Annotated in this window: 22 protein-coding genes; 5 read left to right on the top strand and 17 right to left on the bottom strand. The window is 54.5% G+C overall.

Going from position 1 to position 26,455, the window contains the following annotated elements; genetic code table 11:
• Positions 1 to 4: 4 nt before the first annotated feature.
• The 6 genes from phnE to kdgT form a co-directional block, all read right to left on the bottom strand.
• A complete protein-coding gene (phnE, locus tag OGY07_RS13920) occupies positions 5 to 784 on the bottom strand; it encodes a phosphonate ABC transporter, permease protein PhnE (RefSeq protein ID WP_042291069.1) in 780 nt (259 codons plus the stop codon).
• 78 nt (positions 785 to 862) lie between these two features.
• Entirely contained in the window at positions 863 to 1,879 is a 1,017-nt protein-coding gene (gene phnD, locus OGY07_RS13925; protein ID WP_060570379.1) for a phosphonate ABC transporter substrate-binding protein, read from the bottom strand.
• Positions 1,880 to 1,928: 49 nt separating this feature from the next.
• Positions 1,929 to 2,717 carry a phosphonate ABC transporter ATP-binding protein gene (phnC, locus tag OGY07_RS13930; protein WP_286601248.1) on the bottom strand — a complete coding sequence of 263 codons (789 nt, stop codon included), beginning with the start codon at positions 2,715 to 2,717 and terminating at the stop codon, positions 1,929 to 1,931.
• Positions 2,718 to 2,850: 133 nt separating this feature from the next.
• Complete coding sequence (gene yjdN / locus OGY07_RS13935) at positions 2,851 to 3,294, bottom strand: VOC family metalloprotein YjdN (RefSeq protein WP_042291063.1); 444 nt, start codon at positions 3,292 to 3,294, stop codon at positions 2,851 to 2,853.
• Positions 3,295 to 3,391: 97 nt separating this feature from the next.
• Positions 3,392 to 3,727 carry a zinc ribbon domain-containing protein YjdM gene (locus OGY07_RS13940; protein ID WP_042291061.1) on the bottom strand — a complete coding sequence of 112 codons (336 nt, stop codon included), beginning with the start codon at positions 3,725 to 3,727 and terminating at the stop codon, positions 3,392 to 3,394.
• A gap of 219 nt (positions 3,728 to 3,946) precedes the next feature.
• Positions 3,947 to 4,945 carry a 2-keto-3-deoxygluconate transporter gene (gene kdgT, locus OGY07_RS13945; protein ID WP_042291058.1) on the bottom strand — a complete coding sequence of 333 codons (999 nt, stop codon included), beginning with the start codon at positions 4,943 to 4,945 and terminating at the stop codon, positions 3,947 to 3,949.
• 701 nt (positions 4,946 to 5,646) lie between these two features.
• Here kdgT and proP point away from each other — a divergent pair.
• Both proP and pmrR read left to right on the top strand, forming a co-directional pair.
• Complete coding sequence (gene proP / locus OGY07_RS13950) at positions 5,647 to 7,149, top strand: glycine betaine/L-proline transporter ProP (RefSeq protein WP_042291054.1); 1,503 nt, start codon at positions 5,647 to 5,649, stop codon at positions 7,147 to 7,149.
• A 63-nt stretch (positions 7,150 to 7,212) separates the two neighbouring features.
• A complete protein-coding gene (gene pmrR, locus OGY07_RS13955; protein ID WP_060570378.1) occupies positions 7,213 to 7,305 on the top strand; it encodes an LpxT activity modulator PmrR in 93 nt (30 codons plus the stop codon).
• On the opposite strand, the gene pmrB is transcribed toward pmrR, so the two are convergent.
• The 7 genes from pmrB to melR form a co-directional block, all read right to left on the bottom strand.
• Positions 7,302 to 8,381, bottom strand: coding sequence for a two-component system sensor histidine kinase PmrB (pmrB, locus tag OGY07_RS13960; protein ID WP_269536229.1), 1,080 nt, complete (start codon positions 8,379 to 8,381; stop codon positions 7,302 to 7,304). The two genes, pmrR and pmrB, sit on opposite strands and share 4 nt — an antisense overlap.
• Positions 8,382 to 9,056 (bottom strand): two-component system response regulator BasR, encoded by a 675-nt coding sequence (gene basR / locus OGY07_RS13965; RefSeq protein ID WP_042291047.1) that lies wholly within the window; start codon positions 9,054 to 9,056, stop codon positions 8,382 to 8,384. It lies immediately after the preceding gene.
• Entirely contained in the window at positions 9,053 to 10,696 is a 1,644-nt protein-coding gene (eptA, locus tag OGY07_RS13970; protein WP_286601255.1) for a phosphoethanolamine transferase EptA, read from the bottom strand. Before eptA ends, basR begins: the two co-directional genes overlap by 4 nt.
• A 120-nt stretch (positions 10,697 to 10,816) precedes the next feature.
• Positions 10,817 to 12,154 carry an arginine/agmatine antiporter gene (gene adiC, locus OGY07_RS13975; protein WP_042291043.1) on the bottom strand — a complete coding sequence of 446 codons (1,338 nt, stop codon included), beginning with the start codon at positions 12,152 to 12,154 and terminating at the stop codon, positions 10,817 to 10,819.
• A 129-nt stretch (positions 12,155 to 12,283) separates the two neighbouring features.
• Complete coding sequence (locus OGY07_RS13980) at positions 12,284 to 13,045, bottom strand: AraC family transcriptional regulator (RefSeq protein WP_286601258.1); 762 nt, start codon at positions 13,043 to 13,045, stop codon at positions 12,284 to 12,286.
• 332 nt (positions 13,046 to 13,377) lie between these two features.
• Positions 13,378 to 15,645: an arginine decarboxylase gene (adiA, locus tag OGY07_RS13985; RefSeq protein WP_205612987.1), complete on the bottom strand. Its 2,268-nt coding sequence runs from the start codon at positions 15,643 to 15,645 to the stop codon at positions 13,378 to 13,380.
• Between the two features lie 217 nt (positions 15,646 to 15,862).
• The gene (gene melR, locus OGY07_RS13990; protein ID WP_286601260.1) at positions 15,863 to 16,795 is read right to left on the bottom strand and encodes a transcriptional regulator MelR; all 933 of its coding nucleotides are present in this window, start codon (positions 16,793 to 16,795) and stop codon (positions 15,863 to 15,865) included.
• 269 nt (positions 16,796 to 17,064) lie between these two features.
• On the opposite strand from melR, the gene melA reads away from it, so the two are divergent.
• The 3 genes from melA (at position 17,065) to OGY07_RS14005 (ending at position 20,197) form a co-directional block, all read left to right on the top strand.
• Positions 17,065 to 18,420, top strand: coding sequence for an alpha-galactosidase (gene melA, locus OGY07_RS13995; RefSeq protein ID WP_082636840.1), 1,356 nt, complete (start codon positions 17,065 to 17,067; stop codon positions 18,418 to 18,420).
• Between the two features lie 89 nt (positions 18,421 to 18,509).
• Complete coding sequence (gene melB / locus OGY07_RS14000; RefSeq protein ID WP_286601263.1) at positions 18,510 to 19,940, top strand: melibiose:sodium transporter MelB; 1,431 nt, start codon at positions 18,510 to 18,512, stop codon at positions 19,938 to 19,940.
• A 2-nt stretch (positions 19,941 to 19,942) separates the two neighbouring features.
• A complete protein-coding gene (locus OGY07_RS14005; RefSeq protein WP_042291027.1) occupies positions 19,943 to 20,197 on the top strand; it encodes a SemiSWEET transporter in 255 nt (84 codons plus the stop codon).
• Positions 20,198 to 20,342: 145 nt separating this feature from the next.
• Here the strand turns inward: OGY07_RS14005 and fumA are convergent, their stop codons facing one another.
• From fumA to OGY07_RS14025, 4 genes are all read right to left on the bottom strand, one after another.
• The gene (gene fumA, locus OGY07_RS14010; RefSeq protein ID WP_042291025.1) at positions 20,343 to 21,989 is read right to left on the bottom strand and encodes a class I fumarate hydratase FumA; all 1,647 of its coding nucleotides are present in this window, start codon (positions 21,987 to 21,989) and stop codon (positions 20,343 to 20,345) included.
• A gap of 75 nt (positions 21,990 to 22,064) precedes the next feature.
• Positions 22,065 to 23,405 (bottom strand): anaerobic C4-dicarboxylate transporter DcuB, encoded by a 1,341-nt coding sequence (dcuB, locus tag OGY07_RS14015; RefSeq protein WP_042291024.1) that lies wholly within the window; start codon positions 23,403 to 23,405, stop codon positions 22,065 to 22,067.
• Between the two features lie 632 nt (positions 23,406 to 24,037).
• The gene (dcuR, locus tag OGY07_RS14020; protein ID WP_042291022.1) at positions 24,038 to 24,757 is read right to left on the bottom strand and encodes a two-component system response regulator DcuR; all 720 of its coding nucleotides are present in this window, start codon (positions 24,755 to 24,757) and stop codon (positions 24,038 to 24,040) included.
• A complete protein-coding gene (locus OGY07_RS14025; RefSeq protein ID WP_286601268.1) occupies positions 24,754 to 26,385 on the bottom strand; it encodes a sensor histidine kinase in 1,632 nt (543 codons plus the stop codon). Before OGY07_RS14025 ends, dcuR begins: the two co-directional genes overlap by 4 nt.
• Positions 26,386 to 26,455 lie beyond the last annotated feature (70 nt).

The raw sequence follows: 26,455 nt of genomic DNA on the forward strand, positions 1-26,455 counted from the left end.
CGAATCAGATAAAGTGCTTACGTAAACGCTGGGAGAGGAAATCCAGCAGGCTGACGGTGATGATGATGAGCACCATCAACGCGCAGGTTTGCTGGAACTGGAAACCGCGTATCGCCTCCCACAAGGTGACGCCGATGCCGCCTGCGCCCACCATGCCGACCACCGTGGCGGAGCGGACGTTGGACTCAAAGCGGTACAGCGAATAGGAGATGAGCAGCGGCATGACCTGCGGCAGTACGCCGTAGAGAATTTCTTCGAGCTTATTGGCGCCGGTGGCGCGGATACCTTCTACCGGGCCGGGTTCGATAGCTTCGACCGCTTCGGAAAGCAGTTTCGACAGCACGCCGGTGGTGTGGATAAACAGCGCCATCACGCCCGCAAACGGACCGAGACCGACGGCGACCACGAACAGCATCGCAAACACCATTTCGTTGATGGCGCGGCAGGCGTCCATCAGACGGCGCATGGGCTGGTAAATCCACCACGGTACGAGGTTGTCGGCGCACATCAGACCAAAAGGAATGGACAGGATGACCGCCAGCGCGGTGCCCCAGACGGCGATTTGCAGGGTGACGGCCATTTCGCCGAGGTAGTCCCGCCACTGGCTGAAGTCCGGCGGGAAGAAGTCGGCGGCGAACGTCGCCATGTTGCCGGAATCCTGAATCAGCGTCAGCGGGGCCATTTCGGCGCCTTTCCACGACACGACCAGTACAGCCAGCAGGATGGCCCAGCTCAAGAGCGAGAACCAGCTTCGCTTCGGCGGGGGGACGGTAATGGTTTGCATAGTTGCTCCCTAAGTGACGACGATTTGACGCGGGTATAGGCCGGATAAGCGCTGCGCCATCCGGCCTACAGCCAGGGGTTATTGCACCGCTTTGTTTACGCTGGTCATGGCGCCGAGCGCGGCAGTCAGACGGTCGAGATCGTCCAGTTGCCCTTTAATCGCTGAGGTTTTGCTGGCTTTCTCTTCGTCGCTCAGTCCTTTGTTGTCCTTCACGCCCTGCATCTCTTTAAACAAGGCGAGCTGGCGAATCGGCACCAGTTGCAGGTCGCTGGAGGCACGGAACGGCGCCCAGCCCAGACGTTCCAGCACGCTTTTTTCTTCCGGCGTTTTGCCGTAATTCATAAAGAAGTCGTACACCTTGTCCTTGGTGGTTTCAGAAAGATTTTTCCGCCAGACGATGGGATCACCCGGGATCAGCGGCGACTTCCAGATCACCTTCAGCTCTTTGAGCTTGTCCGGCGCGGAGGTTTTCAGCTTGTCGAGGTTTTCGGTGTTGTTGGTGGCGACGTCGACCTGCTTGTTCGCTACCGCCAGTGCGTTGGTTTCATGACCGGCGTTAACGGTGCGTTTGAAGTCGCTGGCGGAGATATTGTTTTTTGCGAAGACGTAATACCCGGGAACCAGATAGCCAGAGGTGGAGTTAGGATCGCCGTTGCCGAAAGTGAGATCTTTGCGCTGGGCGATCAGATCGTCGAGAGTGTTGATCGGACTGTCCTTGTTGACGATCAGTACGCTCCAGTAGCCGGGCGATCCGTCAGCGGCGACAGTCTGGGCGAAGACCTGGCCGTTGGCGCGATCTACCGCTTCCATCGCGGAAAGATTGCCGTACCAGGCGAGATCCACTTTGTTAAAGCGCATCCCCTGGATGATCCCGGCGTAGTCCGGGGCGAAGAAGGCATTGACCTTGACCCCCAGTTTCTTTTCCATATCCTTCAGGAACGGGTCCCACTGCGGTTTCAGGTTTTGCTGTGACTCGGTCGAAATAATGCCAAAGTTCAGCGCTTTTTCCTGTTCTTCGGCATGTGCCGGGGTGAGCAGGGTGCTGACGCTGAACATGCTGGTAAACGCCAACGCGGCAACCGTTTTGTAATTCATATTATCCTCGCATTGTTCCAGGCTATTTCACTTGCCTGGTCTTTTTGAATTAAGCAGCCTGCGCGTTCTGTTCGACGCGGTTCATGCTGCGGTACAGATGGTCAAAGCGATCGTTATCGAAGTGTTGGCTGCTGCCGTCGTAGAACACATGCCCCTGACGCAGCGCCACAATGCGTCCGCAGTAGCGCAGGGCGTAATCCACCTGATGCAGTGTGACGACGACGGTGATGCCGTCGGTCTGGTTGATGTCGCGCAGGGTATCCATCACGATGCGCGCGGATTCCGGGTCCAGCGAGGCAATCGGCTCGTCGGCCAGAATCACTTTCGCCCGCTGCATCAGGGCGCGGGCGATGGCCACGCGCTGCTGCTGGCCGCCGGAAAGGGTAGAAACGCGCTGGTGCGCGAAGTGCGCCATGCCGACGCGGGTCAGCGCCTGTAACGCGCGCTGCTTCTGTTCCTGGGTGAACCAGCTAAAGCAGGTGCGCCAGAACGGCGTGCTGCCGAGCGCGCCAATCAGGACGTTCTCAAGCACTGTCAGGCGATTGACCAGGTTGAACTGCTGGAAGATATAGCCGGTATGGGCGCGGCTTTTGCGGATATCGCGCGCCAGACGGCCTTCGCGCTGGACGGTGCGACCAAGCAGCTCGACGTGACTGCCCGGCGCTTTGTCACCGGTGATCAGCCCGCTTAAGTGACGTAAAAGGGTGGATTTGCCGGAACCCGACGGCCCAAGCAGAGCCACCATCTCACCGGAAACGATGTTCAGATCGACGGCGTGCAGCGCCTGCTGCTGATTGAACGTTTTGGAGAGTTTTTCGACGCGAATAATCGTTTGCATGATGCGGCCTCTCTGAAAAAAGTGGCCCCATCGTGGCGGATTAATGTGACGTTTGGGTTAAGTTGTGATGACCTGATGATGAAGAATTGAGTGGAATCAGATGACAGGGCGGGAGGCAGGGCCTCCCGCGAGGTTAACCGTTTGCCTGCTGCTTAACGACGTTGATCATCCACGGGACGCCGTAACGATCGCTGACCTTGCCAAAACCGTGCGCCCAAAAGGTTTCCTGCCAGTCCATTTCAATTTTTCCTTCGGCAGCGAGGCGGTCGAACCAGCGTTTTCCTTCGTCGACATCCTGCGTGTCAAGAACCAGCGTAAAGCCGGAATAGTGCGCCGTGCCTGACGGTAGGGCGTCACTCATCATAATGTCGCTCCCCGCAATGCGCACATTGGCATGGGCGATGGCGGTATCGGGGAAGGTCATTGCGGACGGGCAGCCGTCCTGACTGTCCTGCGCCGACGGGGGCATTTCGCCGAAGCTGATTTTATAGAGCAGTTCTGCGCCGAGCGTTTGCTGATAAAACGCAATGGCGTCGGCACAGTTGCCAGCAAAAGAGAGATAGGGACTTAACGACATGATCTGGACCTCTGATAAGGGAAGCCCATTAAGTGTAGTTACCCCCGGCCCGGTAAGCGAAGCGCCACCGGGCAATATCAGGCAGGCAGGATAACAATCAGTTCTTTTTCACAAACTCCGATTTCAGCTTCATCGGGCCGAAACCGTCGATTTTGCAGTCAATGTTGTGATCGCCTTCCACCAGACGGATGTTTTTCACTTTGGTGCCGATCTTCAGCATCGAAGAACTGCCTTTCACCTTCAGATCTTTAATCACGGTCACGCTGTCGCCGTCGGCCAGCAGGTTGCCGTTAGCGTCTTTCACAATCAGCTCATCGCTGTCCTGCGCCGGTTCGGCATCGTTCCATTCGTGGGCGCATTCCGGGCAGATATACATGCCGTTGTCTTCGTAGGTGTATTCGGAGTTGCATTGTGGGCAGTTAGGTAATGACATGGTGAGTTCCTCAAAAGTCAGCAGGGGCAAACGCGCCCCAAAAGCATGGCAGATTGCCGAAAAAGGCGGCAATTATACACAAAATCCCCAACGTTGTCGGGACTACTCGCGTTTTAAGAAAGGGGGGCTGGAAGAAAGCGAGGTGAAAGGCGCGAAGAGAAGCGGGCGCAGTCGTTAGACGTCGCGCCCTCCCGCGCAGAGCGGGAGGGCGACTGAAGGTTAGTGATTCATGGATTCAGCGGTTTTTTCTTCCGCATTGACCGGAGGCTGAACGTTGCCGAAGCGTTTGGCGTACAGCGCAGTGATGATCGGCACCAGGATGGCGGTGACAATCACGCTGGCGGCAACCAGCGCCGTCGCGGAAGCCGCGACGGGCTCAAACGCCGGGTTGATCTGGGCGATAATGACCGGGTTCGCCACCGCAGCGCCCGCCGCAGAAGACGCCGCTACGCCCGCTGTACCGTTACCGCCGCCGATCACGCGGTCGGCAATAATCAACGGAATACCGGTGATAATGATGACCGCCACGCCCAGCATGATGCCCAGCAGACCTGTATCAACAATCACGCTCAGGTTAATGGTGTTACCCAGCGCAAAGCCGAAGAACGGAATCAGGACTGGCGTTGCCTTGCTGAAGAACGCACGCAGATCGTGGTCGAGGTTGCCGAGGGCAAAGCCGATCAGGAACGGTAATACGGCGCCGATAAAGTGATGCGGCTCGAAAGAAGCGAGGCCAGCGGAACCAAGAATGACCATGGTCATCAACGGACCGGACTCCAGTGACATCAGCACGAACGCGCCGGACTCTTCTTTGGTGCCGTACTGGTTCATCAGGCTGGCGTACAGGCCGCCGTTGGTCATGTCCATTGCGGAAACAATCGCCAGAACAGACAGACCCGCGAAGAAACCGGTTTGAATGCCGGTGTCCGGAATAAACGAGGCGGCGATCATCGCCACCACCCACGCAACGGCAATTTTCGTGATTACCAACGTACCGGATTTACGTAATACCGTACCGGTTGCGCGCAGATCGATAGAAGCGCCAATACAAAAGAACCATACCGCCAGAATGGGCACCGTGCCGCTTATCATTCCTTTAGTAAATGAACCGAAATACGCGCCCGTGTCTGGCGCCAGGGTATTTAAAACGGCGCCGAGCAGTAATGGAATCAACATCATCCCACCAGGGATGCGTTCTATGGTGGCTTTAATTTTCATAAACGTCCTCACTTCTTACCCGCGAAACAAACGGACAAGGTGGCAAAAGGTATTGAATTCAGTTTGTTATATCGAAGCGAAGCGCAGAAAATACTGCGTTCCCTTTACGTTGTACGTAGCGATTGCGCCTGCTGGCGGCCTCTTTCGCTCCCCGGTGGTGTTGCCTCGTCTCTTATCTTGCATTCATTGGAATATTGATTCAATGAAAACGAAACAGTGTTTTAGTTATCTTTGTCACATAATTAATGTAAACATTCGGCGGCTTTTGGATTATTTAAAATAAACGTAAACAAGGTGTAAAAAAGCCAGGGGAATTTGCATAGCAGATTAATAGTGTCGCCGGGAAATGTTTGGTCGTGACGATGAATGTCATCGCAACGAAAGCAAAAAAGAATCGCAACGTTGCCACGTCAAAAAAGAGAGTGAGGATCACCTTATTTACGTTCTTTGACGAAACACAAACATATATGTGAAGTTGATCACAAATTTAAACACTGGTAGGGTAAAGAGGTCATTAACCGCCCACTTCAGGCGTCAACAGGTTCGGTTGTACAGTCCTTAACCGGTCAGTGTAAGTAAACCTGCTACGCTTGGTAAAGGAATTGCGCCTGCGTGATTCCAACGCTCGACGGTGACGTTCGCGCAGCTTGCGCCAATGAAGCGGTATGCAGCGAGACAGGGCTTAGTCTATGAGGACAGCTATGCTGAAAAGGAAAAAAGTAAAACCGATAACGCTTCGCGACGTAACCATTATTGATGACGGTAAACTGCGTAAAGCGATCACCGCGGCCTCGCTCGGCAACGCGATGGAATGGTTTGATTTTGGTGTTTATGGCTTCGTTGCCTACGCGTTAGGTAAAGTATTCTTCCCGGGGGCTGACCCCAGCGTGCAAATGATTGCCGCGCTCGCGACTTTCTCTGTTCCCTTCCTGATTCGTCCACTTGGCGGTTTGTTCTTCGGTATGCTCGGCGATAAATATGGGCGTCAGAAGATCCTGGCTATCACCATCGTCATTATGTCGATCAGTACGTTCTGTATCGGCCTGATACCGTCCTACGCTTCTATTGGTATCTGGGCGCCTATCCTGCTGCTGCTGTGCAAGATGGCGCAGGGCTTCTCGGTCGGCGGCGAATACACCGGCGCGTCGATCTTTGTCGCGGAATATTCCCCGGACCGTAAACGCGGCTTTATGGGCAGTTGGCTGGACTTTGGCTCGATTGCCGGATTCGTGCTGGGCGCAGGTGTCGTGGTGCTGATCTCCACGGTGGTGGGGGAAGCAAACTTCCTTGATTGGGGCTGGCGTATTCCGTTCTTTATCGCGCTGCCGCTGGGGATTATCGGGCTTTACCTGCGCCATGCGCTGGAAGAGACCCCGGCGTTCCAGCAGCACGTCGAAAAACTGGAGCAGGGCGACCGCGAAGGCTTGCAGGAAGGTCCAAAAGTTTCGTTTAAAGAGATTGCGACCAAACACTGGCGCAGCCTGCTGGCGTGTATCGGTCTGGTGATTGCCACCAACGTAACCTATTACATGCTGCTGACCTATATGCCGAGTTACCTGTCGCATAACCTGCACTATTCGGAAGATCACGGCGTGCTGATTATTATCGCCATTATGATCGGGATGCTGTTTGTGCAGCCGGTGATGGGGCTGCTGAGTGACCGTTTTGGTCGCCGCCCGTTTGTGATTCTGGGCAGTATCGCGCTGTTTGCGCTGGCGATTCCGGCATTTATCCTGATTAACAGTAACGTGATCGGGCTGATTTTTGCGGGTCTGCTGATGCTGGCGGTGATCCTGAACTGCTTCACCGGCGTGATGGCCTCCTCGCTCCCGGCGATGTTCCCGACGCACATTCGCTACAGCGCGCTGGCGGCGGCATTTAATATCTCGGTGCTGATTGCCGGTCTGACGCCAACGCTGGCCGCCTGGCTGGTGGAAAGCTCCCGGGACCTGATGATGCCGGCCTATTACCTGATGGTGATTGCGGTGATTGGTTTCATTACCGGTATGACCATGAAAGAGACCGCCAACCGTCCACTGAAAGGGGCGACGCCTGCCGCGTCTGACATTCAGGAAGCGAAAGAAATCCTCGGCGAGCACTACGATAACATCGAGCAGAAAATCGAAGATATCGATCAGGAAATTGCTGAACTCCAGGAGAAACGGACTCGTCTGGTTCAGCAGCATCCACGTATCGACGAGTAAAGGCGTCTTAAGGTTTGCTTAATCTCTGACGGGCATACTCTCCTTCATAATCTGGAGGAGAGTATGATGAAAAAGCGTCTTTATGAACGTGTCGCCACTGTCTTTAGCGTGCTGATTGTCAGCAGTTTTTTGTACGTCTGGGTCACCACTTATTAGATCTTCTCCAGCCTCACCGACGCGCGGGTTCCCGTCGCATCCACCCGGTTTTGCAAATAAAATTCGCCGCGATGCAACTGCGTGATGCGGCTGACGATACTCAGCCCCAGCCCGAGGCCGCCGAAACGGCTGTCCATACGCACGAACGCTTTACTTAGCTCGCCGCATTGACTTTCATCGATCCCCGGCCCTTCATCTTCAACCGCCATGACGGCCTGTTTATCCGTGTTCAGCGCGATCGCGATCGTCGTCCCCTTGGGACTGTAACGATGGGCGTTTTCCACCAGGTTACGCAACAGCATCCGTAGCAGCGTGGCGTCGCCTTTTACCGTCACGTCGTCGCGCCTCTCGGGCAGCAGCAGGGCCTGATCGCGCTGTTCCAGCATGGTGCTAAGCTCATCCCAGGACGGCAGGATGACGTCTTCCAGCAGCCGGACCTGCTGATAGTTACCCGACGAGAACGACTGTCCGACGCGGGCTAACTGCAACAGCTGCGAGACGCTGTCCATCATCTGATCCAGCCGCGCAACGAGCGGGGCGACGTCTATATTATGCGCTTTTGACAGCAGTTCGAGATGCAGACGTACCCCGGCCAGCGGCGTTCGCAGTTCGTGCGCCACGTCGGCGGTAAACAGGCGCTCGTTCTCAAGCGTCGCGGTCAGCCGGTTCACCAGTTGGTTCAGCGCGGAAACCACCGCTTCAATTTCCAGCGTTGAACTGCGAAGGTCGATCGGCGTCAGGTTATCCGCGGTGCGGCTCTCCAGCTCTTTTTGCAGGCTGACGAGCGGCCGGGTGATACGCCGCACCGCCTGGTAACAGATCAGCAGCGTCAGGCTGACCATCAACACGCCGGGGACGATCAGGCTGGCGACCGCTTCGCGAATTTCATGCATGATATGGCGGTCATTATTGCGGTTATCCCGTAGCGCCTGCTCAAACAGCTCAATCTGCTCAGTGCTTTCATGCCAGAGCCAGAAGGCGCTGATCAACTGGAAAACCAGCAGGATAACGCCGATGGTCAACATCAGGCGCTGGCGCAGGGTCATGGGCCGGCGCAGAAAACGCGTCAGGTTCACTTAGCCTTCCTCGGTCGCGGTCGCCACCAGCATGTAGCCAAAGCCACGCACGGTGCGAATGCGCGACTTACCGACCTTGTCGCGCAGGTTGTGGATATGGACTTCCAGCGTGTTGGTCGAAGGCTCGTTGTCCCAGTTATAAATGTCGTTATAAAGAATTTCCCGGTGCACCGGGCTGCCGGCTTTCAGCATTAGCCTGGAAAGCAGGGCGTACTCTTTTGGCGTCAGCACCAGCTCCTCGCCAGCTTTCCAGACCTGGCGACGCCCCATATTGAGAGTCAGGCCGCCGACCACCAGTTCGCTTTCGCCCTGGTTATTGTGGCGGCGTAGCAGCGCGCGGATGCGGGCATGAAGTTCTTCCAGCGCAAAGGGTTTCACCAGATAGTCGTCGGCGCCCACGTCCAGCCCGGCGATCTTGTCGCTGAGCGTATCGCGGGCGGTCAGGATCAACACGGGCAGGGTGTATTTTTTCTGCCGGATACGCGCCAGAAAATGCAGGCCGTCCTCGTCCGGTAGGCCGAGATCCAGCACCAACAGGCTGTAATGACCACTTTCCAGACACTGCTCCGCCGCGCGTGCGGTGGAGACGCCGTCGCAGGCGTATCCCTCGGTTTGCGCCGCCAGGATCAACCCCTGTAAGAGCAACGTATCGTCTTCCACAATCAGTATTTTCATTCAGCGGTTCTCCTGCAGGTCCGCAGAATGTCATCCGCGGGCCGGTATTGCGTTGTCTGCACGCCGGTCAGTCCCAGCATGGTCGAAAAAAGGTTGTCCTGCGAGTAATCCTGTTCCCGCGCCTGTTTTTGCAGGCAATCATTGTCTACGCCGTAGCGTTGCTGATAATCCGGCGACAGCCACAGCAGCATCGGCACATGCTTTTGCGTTTCTGGCGCAATGGCGTAAGGCAGACCGTGCAAATACACGCCATCTTCCCCCAGCGATTCGCCGTGGTCGGAAAGATACACCAGGCTGGTGGTAAATTTATCCTGATGCGTCTTCAGGATATTAATCGTTTTATCAACTATATAGTCGACATACAGAACGGTATTATCGTAGGTATTGATGAGCTGCTGCTGTGAGCAGGTTTGAATTTCATTGGTGTCGCAGGTTGGGGTAAATTTCCTGAACTGCGGCGGGTAGCGGTGGTAATACGTCGGGCCGTGACTGCCAATGGTATGCAACACAATGACCCCATCGCCTTGTAACTGGTTGATGTACGACTCCAGGCCGTTAAACAGCACGTCGTCATAACATTCGCCGTCAATGCACTGGCCTTTCAGGTTGAGGGTAGTGACATTCTGATGCGGTACGCGGTCGCAGGCGCCTTTGCAGCCGCCGTCATTATCGTTCCACAGCACGCTGATACCCGCGCGTTGAATGATATCCAGCAACCCTTCCTGATGGTGCGCCAGCTCTGCGTCATAGTGCTTGCGCGGCATCCCGGAGAACATACACGGCACGGAGACTGCGGTAGAAGTCCCGCATGAAGTGGTGCGCGGGAAGTAGACCACGTTATCTTTTGTCAGCAGCGGATTGGTTTCACGCGGATAGCCGCCCAGCGAAAAGTTTGCCGCCCGCGAGGTTTCCCCGACGATCAAAATGGTCAGGTTTTTACGTTCGCCGTCCACGCTCTGCGGAGTGCGATGGGCATCTTCGCCAATGCGTACCAGCGGCAGGTTAGCCAGCCGTTCGTGCGCGTACCAGGACCAGGAGGCCACCAGACTGTTCGAGGGACTGAGCGCTTTCACCAACTGCTTATTGTTGCGAAACAGCGAGGCGTAATCTTTATAAAAAAAGCTGGCGACCAGGACGATCAGCAGGACGGAGATAATAATGCTGATCCCACGCGCCAGTACGCTGCGCAAACGCGGCGTAGTGGGTCTGATTCTGATCCCGCAGGCGATCAGGGCCGCTACAATGCCGCTCAGACCGAGGGTAAGCACCATCTGCGGCGTCATCAGGGCGAATGTTTCGGCGGGCGTGGTATCCATCATGTTGGCGATCATCGAACGGTCGATGATGATGCCGTAGGTGAGGATGAAATATTGCGCCGCCGCGCCCATCAAAATAAACAGGCAGGCCAGCGGGCGGTTCAGCCAGAGAAACGAGGCCAGCGTCAGGACGATGTTGATCACGCTGAACGCCACCACCGGCATCGACAGAAAGACCAGCACGTTACGCACGGAGTCCAGCGGCAGAGCCTGTATGACCTGCTTATAAAAGGCGAGATTCAGGCAAACGGAAAGATAAAACGAAACCAGCAGCAGCCAGGTGAGCAGGCTGATAGACGGTCTTTTGAATATGCGCTTTAACATGGGGTGAGGTCCATCAACGAAGTGGCGCCAATCTTCGCAGAGTAAAATTAAGCCAACCTTAAGAAATTAAGGTTGGCTGTTTTGAAAAGCCGCGCCCTTGGGCGTTTCCCGGCAGGCGAACTAATTTTTGCTCACTGGCGCATCCAGCGGATACGGGTTTTTATGGATGCGGTTGTAGTTCAGGGCATACAGTGCAGTAATGATCATTAAGGTGACAAACGACCACATCACCTCTTTTGCGCCGGAGCCAACCACCGCCCAGATGCAGTAAACAAATGCCACGAAGGTGACGAGCAGGTAGATTGGCCGCGCTTTGCCGAAGTGTCCGTGACCGAGCAGCAGCAGTGCGGCGCAGGTATACAGATACGGCACCAGGGTAAAGATCACCGAGACAGAGGACACCAGACCAAACTCTTTGGCGGCGTTTGGCGACATGCTACTGAACTGAAACAGGGTCATTAAGATCCCGACGATGATCAGCCCGGCGACCGGGGTACCGGCTTTGTTGACGCGGGCGAAAATGGGCGGGAACAGGCCGTCGTCGGCGGCGGCTTTCGCCGTCTGACCGGCCAGCAGCGTCCAGCCGCCGAGCGAACCTAAACAGCCTGCCGCGGCGCAGAAGGAAACGATCGCGCCTGCGGTATTCCCCAGCGCCATGCGGGCGGCGTCGCCAAACGGCGAGGCGGAAACGCGCAGCGCGGCGTTCGGGATCATCCCCATGATCGCGGTGGTTGAGAGCACGTAGCAGACGGCGGCTATCAGCACTCCGCCAATGGTGGCGATCGGCACGTTGCGTTGCGGGTTTTTAACTACCCCCGCCGCTACCGAGGCGCTTTCTACCCCAATAAACGACCACAGCGTGACGTTCAGGGTACTTTGAATCGCGCCAAAGGTGTTCATGCCGCTAACGTTCCACGCCGCCATATAGGTTTCACCGCGAAACCAGAACCAACCGAACACGGCGATGCCAACAATCGGCACCAGCGCCAGCACGGTGGCGACGGCCTGTACGCGGGTGATCATTTTCGGCCCGACGATATTCAGCAGAACGAAAATCCACAGCACCGCCACGCAGGTCAGGGTGAGCACCAACGGATCTTTCAGGATCGGGAAGAAGTAGCTGAGATAACCAACGCCAATGACTACCATGGCGATATTGCCGATCCAGCAGGCCAGCCAGTACAGCACGTTGGTCTGATACCCGAGGAAAGGGCCGAAGCAGCGTCGTGCGTAAGCGTAAGAGCCGCCAGGACTGGGGTCTAATGCCGACATTTTGGCGTAAACCATCGACAGCGCCAGCGCGCCGATAATGGTCACTAACCATCCGTAGATGGCAATCCCGCCGGTGGCGGCGAGGTTAGCTGGCAGCAGGAAAACCCCTGATCCCATAATATTCCCCGACACCATAAGGGTGACGGGGATTAAGCCCACTTTGTGGGCATCAGCATCTGAAGACATTATTCAACTCCTGAAAAGGACTGTGAAATCAGGTCGTATAATACGCCCGGAGTGCGCCGCTGAATGATGTCGGAACAGGCTTATCGCTAATGCTGATATTATCGTGGCTTATTACAAAACAGGAATGCGTCAGGGCGCAGGGCGATTCTTAAACTGGCTGACATAATGCAACGGCGTCATGCCGTAATACTCTTTAAATACCGAGATAAAATAGGATGTGCTGTTATATCCGCACAGTTCAGAAACCTGAGAGATATTTTTACCGTCCATTAATAATTGATTAACGGCATAGCGCATACGGCAGGTAGTGATGATTTGGCTGTAGCTGGTATTTTCGCTTTTTAATTTTTTCTTCAGCAGGCTGGGGCTCAGGCATAAACAGCTGGCAACCTGGCTGAGGTTCCACGCTTTATGTATATCACTTTCAATAATATGGTAAACGCTGTCGCTGATTCGGTCACGCAGCATAAACATTAACAGCGACATAAACTTTTTGCTGTCGAGAAAGCGCGACAGTACGGTGAACAGCAGGGAGCGGGTGCGCTCGTTTTCGCCGGGACTGTTGGTATGCTGGACGCTGTGTTCCGCCGCGACCCGAAAAACGTCTGGCGTTACGCATAATGCGGTTAACACTGGCGATGAGCTTCGCTGCCAGAGGGGGACGTGAGATAAATCTTTATTCAAAAAACGCAGATATTCTTTAATGATATCGCGACTTATATGCGCGACAAGTGCATTATTAAGCGATGAGATATCAATGATGTTATTTTCGCAGGCGATAAGCGCCATATGATGTGCTTTTAAATTTATCGCCTCTTTGCCATTTACCCTCAGCCAAACATCTTTTTCTGTTAACACCACGATGCAGGGTTCTGTGCTGCAAAGTCTCATACCCCAACTCCTGAAATATGAACATAAAATACCCGATCCCGCCAATGGAGAGAGATAACGGAAGCCGTAAAATTTGTATGATGAATCCAATCCTGCATTAAAATAATCTTTTTATTTTCTATTTCAAGCGTCAGCAGATGATTCTTATGTACAGAATTTTTTACGAGGGTGGAAACCGGAATGAGAGATAAAAAAAGCGCGGGGGGACCCGCGCAAAAAGGTATGACAATGCTCATGTTGCAACAATACTCAGGAAAAGGCTGTCACATCCTCTGGCCAAAATCTGGCTGCGTCACGCTGGCCGGGCCATGACGCAGTCGTCGGAACTGACGTCAGGCTTTCACGCACATGACGTGATACACGCCGTCAATAATTTCCGTCCCCTCCGTTTCATGTTCAAAGCCCGGGAAGTGACGATCCCACGACTGTAGCGCGCGCAGATACCCCACCTGCGGACTGTTGTCATCGCCAAAGTTTTCCCCGGAAAGCAGCATGGGAATGCCTGGCGGGTAAGGGATAACCGAGTTAGCGGCAATACGCCCCGGTAAATTCTCAATTGCCACCCTTTCGACTGCATCATTAACAATGGCGTTATAGGCGTCACGCGGCGTCATTTCTGCAACAGGCAGGCTGGAATAGGCCGCGTTCAGGCGCGCACCAGGGTTATTCTCTTTCAGCCAGGCGAACATCCGATCGCCCAGATCGTGCAGCCCGATATTCGCATAAGCGTCAGGATGCGCTTCCACCTGTTCCGGCATTACCTGCGCCAGCGGTGTGTTGGCGTCATAATGCTGTTTAAACGAGCACAGCGTGTTGATTAGCGTGCCCCATTTCCCGCGGGTGATCCCCATCGAGAACAGAAACATAATCTGGAAGTCGGTGGTGCGGGTCGGCACGATGCCGTGACGTCCCAGCCATGCGGTAACCAGCGCGGCAGGCACCCCGGTCTCTTCCAGTTCGCCATCGTCACCCATACCCGGTGCGAGAATACTGACTTTGATCGGGTCGAGCATGCTCCAGTTATCCGGTAAATCCGTAAATCCATGCCAGCTTTCACCCGGACGCATTATCCAGCAGTTCTGGTCGGTGGCCAGTAAAGACGCCGGCGCGTCAGCAAAATCATACGTTTCCCCGCTTTGCGGATCGGTAACCTGCTCTTTATTCCACGGTTTGAAGAACCAGTCGCCGTCGGCACGGTACTCTTTGTACAGGCGTGCCATCGCCTGACGGAAATCTATCGCTTCATCGATCACTTCCTGCGTCAGCGACAGGCCGCTGTTGCCATCCATCATTGAAACCGCCACGTCGTTGGATGCGCAAATCGCGTACAGCGGCGAGGTGGTGGCATGCATCATGTACGCCTGGTTAAAGCGGGAGAAATTTACCGCGCCGCGCCCTTCACGCACATGTATATACGACGCCTGCGAAAGCGCGTTCAGCAGTTTGTGAGTAGAGTGGGTGGCGAAAACGGTAGGACCGCGGTGATCGCCCGGCTCGCCGCGCATGGCGAAATGATCGGCGTAAATTGGGTTAAAGCGGGCATAGCCGTACCAGGCTTCGTCGAAATGGATGCGGTCGGTGGTTTGCGCCAGCAGATCCTGCGCCGCTTTCGCGTTATAGCAAACGCCGTCATAGGTACAGTTGGTCACTACGCTGTAGGTGGGCTGTCGCCCGGTTTTTTCGCGGGTCAGCGGACTGGCGTCGATTTTTTTCCGCAACGTTTCCGGCTGCATCTCCTGCGGATAAATTGGCCCGATAATGCCATAGCGGTTGCGGCTTGGCACCATATAAACCGGTTTCGCCCCGGTCAGGATCAGCCCCTGTTCGATGGATTTATGGCAGTTACGGTCAATCACCACTACATCATTGTCGGTCATACAGGCCTGCATGATTGTGCGATTGGAGCCGGACGTCCCGACCACCACTGACCATGACCGGTCTGCGCCAAAGACGCGGGCGGCATATTTTTCGCTTTCGCCAAATGCGCCAGTGTGGTCGAGCAGCGAACCGAGCGTGGTACGCTCAATGCCCATATCGCTGCGGAACAGGTTTTCGCCGTAGAAGTCATGATAGAAACGACCGGCAGGCGTTTTGGTAAAGCCCACGCCGCCCTGGTGGCCCGGGGCGGCCCACGAGTATTCATGAATGTCGCTGTACTTCATCAGCGCGCTGAACAGCGGCGGCAACAGTTGCTGACGATAGCGGGTCATCGCCGCCACGGCGCGCCCGGCAATAAAGTCGGCGGTATCTTCAAGGATCCAGGCGAACTCATCGACAAGCTCCAGCAGGTCGCGGTCCAGCGATGCGGTGGCTTTCTCTCTGTCGCCCAACAGAAAGACGGGCACGTTTTGCTGGCGCTCATGAAGCTTACCGATCAGTTGCCTGACGTTGAGATGTTCATCCGCGTGTTCCATCTGATAGCTGAACATCAGGCAATCAATGGCTTCGTTGGCAGAAAGGATGGCGTAGCCGTCGTCGAAAGACGTGGACTTAATGACGGTAACATTTTGCCGACTTAAGGCGTCAGCCAGACGTTCTACGGCGCTGCCCACCCAGGTGTCCTGATGCAGAAATTCACTTTCAACAATTAATACTTTCATCATCTTTACCCGGTAGTGAAGGAATGTGTGACGCGGGCAAGTATTGTCCCGGCAAAACAGAGAGTAAAGAGGGCGTCAAGGGCAGGGGTGTTACGATAAAAAAATTACTAATCAATAGGTTAGGCGGAAAATATCCTGTTTATTGGCGCGTTTTTATCGACAGGTCGATTATTTTTGGGGCTGATAGTGATATTACCGGGCGGTCTTTTGCGCCCCCTCACCCGGTTGCTGTCTGGCGGCGCTGTTGGCTCAGTTTGCGATACTGCTGCGGCGACATGCCGACGTATTTATTGAAGGTGCTGTAAAAACGGCTGCTTGAGCGGAACCCGGCGGTCAGCGCGACGTCAAGGATCGTTTTGTCGGTGTCACTTAATAACGCGCGCACGTGATTGATGCGCATCGCCGTAATGTATTGCTTCAGGGTGAGTTGCATGACGCGCTGGAATATCCCCATCGCGTAATTAGCGTTGAGCTTCACGTGATCCGCCACGTCGTTGATGGTCAACGCCTGATCGTAGTTATCGGCAATAAAGCTGAGCATCTGGCTGACGTAAAACTGCGCATGGCGCGAGACGCTATTTTCATGCGTGCGCGAGGTTTTATTCAGCAGGACGGGCTGCCAGCCGGAAAGGCAGAAGCGCTTTAGCATCAGACCGATTTCATCGATCGCCAACTGGCGAACCTGTTCATTAGGGCTGTTGGCCTCCTGTTGCCAACGCACCACTTCGAATGTGCTGAGCTGCTGGCTGACCAGCGATTTCACCACCATTCCGTGGGTGACGTGGTTGATCAGTTCGCGGTCCAGCGGCCAGGAAAGAAACAGGTGCATGGGTAGACTAAAAATCGCCATCTGTTTGCATTCACCGGGACGGGTAAGCTGATGGGGCGTACAGGCCCAGAACAGGGTAATGTGGCCTTGTTCTATCCGCACCACTTCGTTGTTAATTAAATACTCCACGTCGCCGTCGAACGGCACGTTGACTTCCACCTGACCGTGCCAGTGACTGGCTGCCATAGCGTGAGGCCGCCGTAGCTCAATGTCCATTCGCTGGTATTCAGAATAGAGCGACAGCGGGCTACGGGTTTGCTTTTCATCGCCATTGCACATATGCGGATCGGGCGGAAGAAACGCTATCGGTTGGGTACTCATACTTTCTCCCTTTCCTGAATCATCAGAATCATGCCTGCGGCTGCGCAAAGATACCGCGAACAGGCGCACAAGTCGGTCCGCTAACAACAATAATAGTCGGCGAAACAGGCCGGATACTCTGCTTTACTGGCTATTTACTCCCAAAAGCTCAGATCTGATGCCCGGCGGCGGGCGATCTGAGTTTTCGGGAATGCTCATTGGAGAAGACGGAGGTTTTCCCGCGGATCGCATGCCACGATGAGTGCAGTACAACACCGATCTGGAGAGTCATGATGTCTGCACCAAAAATTACCTTTATCGGCGCCGGTTCGACGATTTTCGTGAAAAATATCCTCGGCGACGTCTTTCATCGCCAGGCACTGAAGTCGGCCCATATCGCGCTGATGGATATCGATCCGACACGGCTTGAGGAGTCCCACATTGTGGTGCGCAAGCTGATGGATTCCGCGGGCGCAACCGGAAAAATCACCTGCCATACCGATCAGAAAACGGCGCTTCAGGATGCCGACTTTGTGGTGGTGGCGTTCCAGATTGGCGGTTATGAACCCTGTACCGTCACCGATTTTGAAGTCTGTAAACGCCACGGGCTGGAGCAGACGATCGCGGATACACTTGGCCCCGGCGGCATCATGCGGGCGCTGCGTACCATTCCGCATCTCTGGCGGATTTGTGAGGATATGACCGAGGTATGCCCGGACGCTACCATGCTGAACTACGTTAACCCGATGGCGATGAATACCTGGGCGATGTACGCTCGCTATCCGCACATTAAGCAGGTGGGGCTGTGTCATTCGGTGCAGGGTACGGCGGAAGAGCTGGCGCGCGATCTGGATATCGACCCGGCCTCGCTGCGCTATCGCTGCGCGGGCATTAACCATATGGCGTTTTACCTGGAACTGGAGCGAAAGACCGCCGAGGGGCGCTACGTCAATCTTTATCCGGAATTGCTGGCGGCGTATGACGCCGGACAGGCGCCGAAGCCAAACATTCACGGTAATACGCGCTGTCAGAACATCGTGCGCTACGAAATGTTCAAAAAGTTGGGCTACTTCGTAACGGAATCCTCGGAGCATTTTGCCGAGTATACCCCGTGGTTTATCAAGCCAGGCCGTGAAGATCTGATCGCGCGGTACAGCGTGCCGCTGGATGAATACCCGAAACGCTGCGTCGAGCAGTTGGCGAACTGGCGTAAAGAGCTGGAGGAGTACAAAACGGCGGATCGCATTGAGATTAAGCCGTCGCGTGAATATGCCAGCACAATCATGAACGCCCTGTGGACCGGCGAACCGAGCGTGATTTACGGCAACGTACGCAATGACGGGCTTATCGACAATCTGCCGCAGGGGTGTTGTGTCGAAGTGGCCTGTCTGGTCGATGCCAACGGTATCCAGCCGACGAAGGCCGGAATGCTCCCGTCGCATCTGGCGGCGATGATGCAGACCAATATCAACGTTCAGACACTGCTTACTGAAGCGATACTGACGGAAAACCGCGATCGCGTTTACCACGCGGCGATGATGGATCCGCATACCGCCGCCGTGTTGGGCATTGAGGAAATCTATGCGCTGGTGGATGACCTGATCGCCGCACACGGCGACTGGTTACCGGCCTGGCTACATCGTTAATGTTCATGACGCCGGGGAAGCCCCGGCATTTTATCTCTGACGTTTCCCATTACAGAAGGCGGGCGCTGGCAACAGCGACCCGGTACCCTATGAGCATATCAATGACAACAAAACTCAGTTATGGATTCGGGGCGTTTGGTAAGGATTTCGCGATTGGCATAGTCTACATGTACCTCATGTATTACTACACCGATGTGGTCGGACTGTCGGTAGGGCTTATCGGTACGCTGTTTTTGGTCGCCCGAATCTGGGATGCGGTCAACGACCCGATTATGGGGTGGATCGTCAACGCCACCCGTACGCGCTGGGGGAAGTTTAAGCCGTGGATCCTCATTGGCACGCTGGCGAACTCGCTGGTGCTGTTTCTGGTTTTTAGCGCCCACCTGTTCGAAGGCATAACGCAGATAGTGTTTGTTTGCGTGACCTACATCTTGTGGGGCATGACCTATACCATTATGGATATTCCCTTCTGGTCGCTGGTGCCAACCATCACTCTGGACAAGCGCGAACGCGAACAACTGGTGCCATTCCCTCGTTTTTTCGCCAGCCTCGCCGGGTTTGTCACCGCCGGGGTGACGCTGCCGTTTGTCAATTATGTGGGGGGCGCCGATCGTGGATTTGGCTTTCAAATGTTCACGCTGGTGCTGATTGTGTTTTTTATTGCTTCAACGATCGTTACGCTGCGCAACGTACACGAGGTTTATTCTTCCGACAGCTCGGCGAACGCCGACGGCAGCCGTCTGACCTTAAAAGCCATCGTCGCGCTGATTTATAAAAACGATCAGCTCTCCTGCCTGCTGGGGATGGCGCTGGCTTATAACGTGGCCTCCAACATCATCAACGGTTTTGCGATTTATTACTTCACTTATGTGATTGGCGATGCCGATCTGTTTCCGTATTACATGTCCTATGCCGGAGCCGCCAACCTGTTGACGTTGGTCTTTTTCCCGCGACTGGTGAAACTGCTGTCACGGCGAATTTTGTGGGCAAGCGCTTCCGTTTTACCGGTGCTGAGCTGCGCGGCGCTGCTGGTAATGGCGCTGGCGGGATATCATAATGCCGCGCTGATTGTATTCGCTGGGGTATTGATGAATATCGGCACCGCGCTTTTTTGGGTGCTCCAGGTCATCATGGTGGCGGATACCGTAGATTACGGCGAGTACAAGCTGCACGTTCGCTGCGAAAGCATTGCCTATTCGGTACAGACCATGGTGGTAAAAGGCGGTTCCGCGTTCGCAGCGTTCTTTATCGCTATTGTGTTAGGGCTGATTGGCTACGCGCCAAATGTCGCGCAGTCTGCCGAAACGCTACAAGGAATGCAGTTTATTATGATCGCGCTGCCAACCCTGTTTTTCGTCCTGACGCTGATTCTCTACTTCCGTTTTTATCATCTGAACGGCGATATGCTGCGCAAGATCCAGATCCATCTGCTGGATAAATATCGGCGGACGCCGACCACCGTTGAGCAGCCCGAGCTACCGGCAATTCCGGTTAGCGTGACAGGCGAAGCGAAGGCGTAATCATGGAATGGATTTCGTGGGTGGGTTATCTGGCGGCAAGCCTGACGACGCTCTCTTTTTTACCCCAGTCGATAAAAGTGATCGCTACCCGCAACACGCAGGGCATTTCTGGCGTAATGTACGTGATGTTTGTCTGTGGGTTAGTGATGTGGCTGATTTACGGATTGTTAATAGACGACATGGCCGTCAGCATGGCGAATCTCCTGACGCTGGTATTCGCGCTGCCGATTCTGGTTATGACGTTTCGCCGGGGATAATGGGGAGTTCTGCACGTAATGTTGCCGGATGCGTTGTCGCAGCCGGCATGGGAAAGTGAAAGCCGGATGACGCTGCGCTTATCCAGCCTGGGGAGGGGAGTCCAGGAGGGATAAGACGCAGCCGCCATCCGGCGTGATGCTGTGATTACTTCGCGCAGTTAGCGCACTGTTTGCTGACGATCTGCTGGAAGAAATCGTTGCCTTTGTCATCCACCAGGATAAACGCCGGGAAGTCTTCCACGTCGATCTTCCAGATTGCTTCCATACCCAGTTCCGGATATTCAACGCACTCCAGATGTTTGATGCTCTGCTGCGCCAGCACTGCCGCCGGGCCGCCGATGCTGCCCAGATAGAAGCCGCCGTGTTTATGGCACGCGTCCGTCACCTGCTGGCTGCGGTTGCCTTTCGCCAGCATGATCATGCTACCGCCGTGTGACTGCAGCAGATCGACATAGGAGTCCATACGGCCTGCGGTGGTTGGGCCTAATGAACCGGACGGGTAGCCCGTTGGGGTTTTCGCCGGACCCGCGTAGTAGATCGGATGATCTTTAATGTATTGCGGCAGCCCTTCGCCGGACTCAATGCGCTCTTTCAGCTTCGCGTGGGCAATGTCGCGTCCCACGATAATCGTGCCGGTCAGCGACAGGCGTGTGGAGACCGGGTACTGCGAAAGCTGGGCGAGGATCTCTTTCATTGGGCGGTTAAGGTCAACTTTCACCACGTCGCCTTCACCCGCCTGGCGCAGGGCATCGGGAATGTACTGGCCCGGATTGTGCTCCAGTTTCTCAATCCAGATCCCTTCGCGGTTGATTTTCGCTTTGATGTTACGGTCAGCGGAACAGGAGACGCCCATTCCCACCGGGCAGGAAGCGCCGTGACGCGGCAGGCGGATCACGCGAATGTCATGCGCGAAATACTTCCCGCCAAACTGCGCGCCGAGGCCGAGTTTTTGCGCTTCTTCCAGCAGTTCCTGCTCCAGCTGCGTGTCGCGGAACGCCTGGCCGTGCTCATTGCCTTCGGTCGGCAGACCGTCGTAATAATGCGTGCTGGCGAGCTTCACGGTTTTCAGCGTGCTCTCAGCGGAGGTACCGCCAATGACGAAAGCGATATGGTACGGCGGGCAGGCCGCAGTGCCGAGCGTGCGCATTTTCTCAACAAGGAAGTTTTTCAGCTTGCCCGGAGTGAGTAGCGCTTTGGTTTCCTGGTAAAGATAGGTCTTGTTGGCCGAACCGCCGCCTTTAGCCACGCAAAGGAATTTGTACTCGTCGCCGTCGACGGTATACAGGTCGATCTGTGCAGGCAGGTTGGTGCCGGTGTTCACCTCTTTGTACATATCCAGCGCCGCGTTCTGGGAATAGCGCAGGTTGTCTTCGATGTAGGTGTTGTAAACGCCTTTGGAAAGCGCCGCTTCATCACCGCCGCCGGTCCAGACGCGCTGGCCTTTTTTACCGACGATAATCGCGGTGCCGGTGTCCTGGCAGGTCGGCAGAACGCCTTTAGCGGCGATTTCGGAGTTTCTCAGGAATTGCAGCGCCACGTATTTATCGTTTTCGCTGGCGTCGGGGTCGTGAAGAATGGAGGCGACTTGTTGCTGGTGTTCAGGGCGGAGCAGGAAAGAGGCGTCGTGGAAGGCTTGTTGCGCCAGCAGCGTCAGGGCTTGCGGTTCCACCTTCAGGATAGATTCTCCTTCAAATTCGCTCACGCTGACGTAGTCGGAAGTGAGCAGATAGTACTCTGTTTTGTCTTCCCCCATCGGGAAAGGCGCCTGATAAAAGAATTCTTTGTTTGACATGTGCTTCCAGCCTGTTGATTTTTCTGAATATTATTAATCCCGTGCCGCCCGAAAAGGAGCGGCACGGGGGAACCTTTACAGGAATCCGTACATGGCGGCGAAGATCCAGCCAAACACGCAGGAAACGCTGACGCCAATCAAACCTGGCAAAATAAAGCTGTGGTTAATGACGAAGCGACCAATGCGCGTCGTACCGGAACGGTCGAACTGAATCGCCGCCAGATCGCTTGGATAGGTCGGCAGAATGTAGTAACCGTAGCACGCCGGCGCAGACGCTACGATATACGCCGGGTCAACGCCGATAGCCAGCGCCAGAGGAACGATAGCCGCCAGCGCCGCCGCCTGCGAGTTAACAAACTTGGAAACCAGCAGCAGGACAATGGCGTAGGCCCACGGATACTCTTTCACCATTTCACCGAGCACGCTTTCGATTTCGGTCATGTGCGCGCCGAACATGGTTTCCGCCATCCACGCGATCCCGTACACCGCCACAATGGCGATCATACCCGAGCGGAAGACTTCGTTTTTAGAGATTGAAGCGGGATTGGTTTTCGTCAGGATAATAATCAGCGCGCCGGTCAGCAGCATGAACATCTGAATGACCAGCACCATTGACAGCGGTTTTCCGTTAAACGCCGGACGCAGCTCAGAGAAGGCGCCCAACAGCGCGACGACAGCAATAGCCGCCAGGAAGATCCACATCGCCAGCCAGTTGCTTTTCGGCAGTTTTTTGTCCAGCAGCGTGGCAGTGTCGCCATACACATAATGATGGTTTTCGGGTACGGAGATGAACTTCTGGAAATCTTCGTCTTTGTCCAGATCTTTACCGCGGAACCAGCTGAAAATCCCGATCGCCAGAATGCCCAGCAGGGTGGACGGAATGGTGATGGAGAGCAGGTCGAGGAACTCCAGGTGCTTACCGTTAAAGGTGAAGTTACCCAGCATAGCGACCAGCGAAACCACCGCTACGGATACCGGGCTGGCGATGATACCCATCTGCGCGCCGATGGAGCTGGCGGCCATAGGGCGTTCCGGGCGGATGTTATTCTTGATCGCCACGTCGTAGATGATCGGCAAAATGGTGTACACCACGTGGCCGGTACCGCAAAGAATGGTCAGCGTACAGGTCACAAACGGCGCGACAATAGAGACATATTTTGGGTTGCGGCGCAGCAGCTTTTCAGCAATCTGCAACATGACGTCCAGGCCGCCGGAAGCCTGTAGCGTTGCCGAGGCGGCGACCACGGCGATGATAACCAGCATGACATCGACAGGCGGTTTACCCGGCTGGAGATGGAAAACGAACACCAGAATGACCAGGCCAATACCGCCTAACAAACCCAGCGCGATACCGCCCTTTCTGGCGCCATAAAACAAACATATTAATATTATTAGAAGTTGTATACTAAATAGCATTTCTTTACCCTCGCGATAAAACTCATCAATTTTGATAAATCGATCACAGCCATGTTCTGTTTTTTGTGAATTGGGCGCAGAGCCTGGCGAATATGCGTTGCGTCTGAAACGTGATTAATTTCTAAACATTCGATAAGCATTCGTCATGTTTATGCGGACGATGCGAATCGGCTTTTATGATACTCAGGAAGCAGCGCTTCCCGGCGATGGGCAGGTTTGAAAAGGAGAGCAGAGGCAAGGCGTGTGCTTCTTGTTGTATCGTTATGAAATTTATGAACATCTACTCTGCTCACGAAATGCGCTTATCCTTAAGCTGCAGCATCGATTCCATTGCCACTGTTTATCTTTTTTTATTCGTCCGGTTATATTTCCAGACTACTCCTTTGTGGTTAAAAATACACACTCCACTGGTTAGTTAATACTTTATTAACTTTTGTTAGCGTTTTTGAAATTAAAAACAATGTGACCTCTGGCAATAATTTCGGCTCGAAAGAAATACGGCCAGCAAATTCATTTTGATCTGGCACAATGTATTCTCTTTCTTCTTTTTACTTTTACGTTCCCGATTTTTCATTATTGCAATAATTGTTACCAATAGATAACGTAATAATGGCCGACGGTGAATTTATCTTCTACTGGCAATATTGCTTAAGTAAAGAATAATGTTCTGCCTGAATACGGTAACGGTATACCGGACGACCGGTCACGCCGTAATGGATGCTGGTGAACAGAATATGACAATTAACCAGCCAGATAAGGTATTTACGGCAGGAGACACGCGAAATATTCACCGCGTTGGCCAGTTCGTCGGTGGAAAACTCATAATCCTGATGGGCGTCTATCCACTGGCAGAGCGTGCGCAGGGTTTGCGGCGTCAGCCCTTTCGGCAGGCGGCGGGTGTCCTGCTCGTTTGACGCGCTGCCGTGGATCAACTGGTCCAGTTCCGACTGCTCGAAGTACTGGTGCTTATCCATGTCCCGTTTCTTTTGCAGCCAGCCAGTCAGCGCTTCTTCAAAGCGCGATGCCTGGAAGGGTTTGATCAGATAATCCACCACCCCATAGTGCAGCGAATCCTTAATGGTGGCGGCATCGGCGGCGGAGGAGATGACGATGACGTCGCTTTTACAACCGGCGGCATGCAGGAGAGGGAGCAGATCCAGCCCGTTCTCTTTTTGCAGGTAGATATCCAGCAAAATCAGATCGATGTGGGTGTCACTGTCAAAAATAACCTCTTTGGCTTTCGCCAGCGTCGGGGCGGTGCCACAGCACTGAAAGCCGGGGATCTGCGCGACATAACGGCGGTTTAACTCCGCAACCATCGCATCGTCATCGATAATAAAGACATTGATCATGTGCTGGCCCTCTCCCCATCCCAGGGTATTTGTACGAAAAATTGTGTGAAAACGCCGGGTTCGGATTCCACGAAAATATTGCCGCCAAGACTTTCAACCTGTTGTTTAACAAGCGCTAAACCTACGCCGCGTCCACTTCCTTTAGACGAGACGCCTTTTTCGAAAATCGAGTCAATACGCTCCGGCGTAATGCCCGGACCGTCGTCGTTGACCTCACAATGTAGCCAGCCATTGCGATAGTATAAGGAGACGCTGATTTCGCCTCCTGGCTGTTCCGCTAACGCGTCGAGCGCGTTTTCAATTAAATTTCCGAGCACGGTGATCAATACCGCAACCTGATTTTCATTACCACTGTCCGGCAATTGGCTGTCGTGGCTAATCAGCAGTTTGTGCCCCGCATCGGAGGTGCGATTAATCTTACTGAGTAAAAATCCGGCGATCACCGGTGATTTTATTTTACCCAGTAGCGAGCCGATTTCTTCCTGATAGTTATTCGCAGTCTTTATAATATAGTCTTCAAGTTGCTTATAACGCTTCAGATGTAACAAACCCAGAATCACATGCAATTTATTCATAAATTCGTGGGAGCGTTCACGGAGTGAGTCGGCATAGTTAACCATACCGTCGAGCCGCTGCATAAGCTGGCGGACCTCGGTTTTGTCCCTGAAGGTGGAGATCGCGCCGATAATTTTCCCGTTGCTGCGCACCGGTACGGTGTTGATCAGCAGCAGCCGATCTTTAATGTTGATTTCCTCGTCGCGATGGGGCGTGCCGTCGCGCAGCACTTCCGTTAAATCCACCACCTGCGACCAGGCATGGCTGAGCGTGGACAACTGCGCGTCATCTTGTGATTTGCGGTAGCTGAGCAGTTCCTGCGCGGCCGCGTTGATCAGTGTGACTTCGCCGCTGGCGTCTACAGCAATTACCCCTTCTTTTATGGATTGCAACATCGCCTGGCGCTGCTCGAAGAGGGTAGAGATTTCATACGGCTCAAGGCCAAAAAGGATGCGCTTAAGCACCTTCACCAGCACCCACGTCCCCAGCAGGCCAACCAGCACGCCAAAGAGTATCGACCAGATAATGCTGCCGCGACTGTCATTGATTTGCTCAGTCACCCGGCTCAGTTCAAGGCCTATCGCCACCACGCCAATCTGCCGGTGTTGCTCGTCATAAATGGGGGTAAAAACGCGCAGCGCTTTGGCGAGAAAGCCACGATTGATGGCGACATTCTCTTTGCCATCCAGCGCCAGCAAAATATCGTCGCCCTTAAACGGCTGCCCTATACGCTGGGCTTCGGGATGGGAATAGCGCAGGCTTTGCATGTCGGTCACGACAATAAACAGCATGTCGTTTCGCTTGCGCACCGCTTCGGCGATGGCCTGAATTCCGCTCTCCTCGGGTTTTTTCATCAACCCCTGACGAATTTCCGGAGAATCGGCCAGCGTTCGCGCCACCGCCAGCGCTTTATCAGCCAATGCTTCCCGCGTCATGTGGCTGATTTGCGAGAAGTAAATCAGGTGTACCACCAGCAGCACGGAAAACAGGACGGCGCTGACCATCAAAATCACCGTCGTACCGAGTTTCATCGGCCGTTTACGCAGCTTGCGGTAGGGCAGGGGGTATCTCATGGTGGTCCCGGATTCACAATTCGTGGGGTTATTATCCCTATTGAGACGCGTAATTAAAAGGTGGTGGGGA

This window comes from Citrobacter sp. Cs237 (assembly GCF_030332325.1).
Lineage (GTDB): Bacteria > Pseudomonadota > Gammaproteobacteria > Enterobacterales > Enterobacteriaceae > Citrobacter_A > Citrobacter_A sedlakii.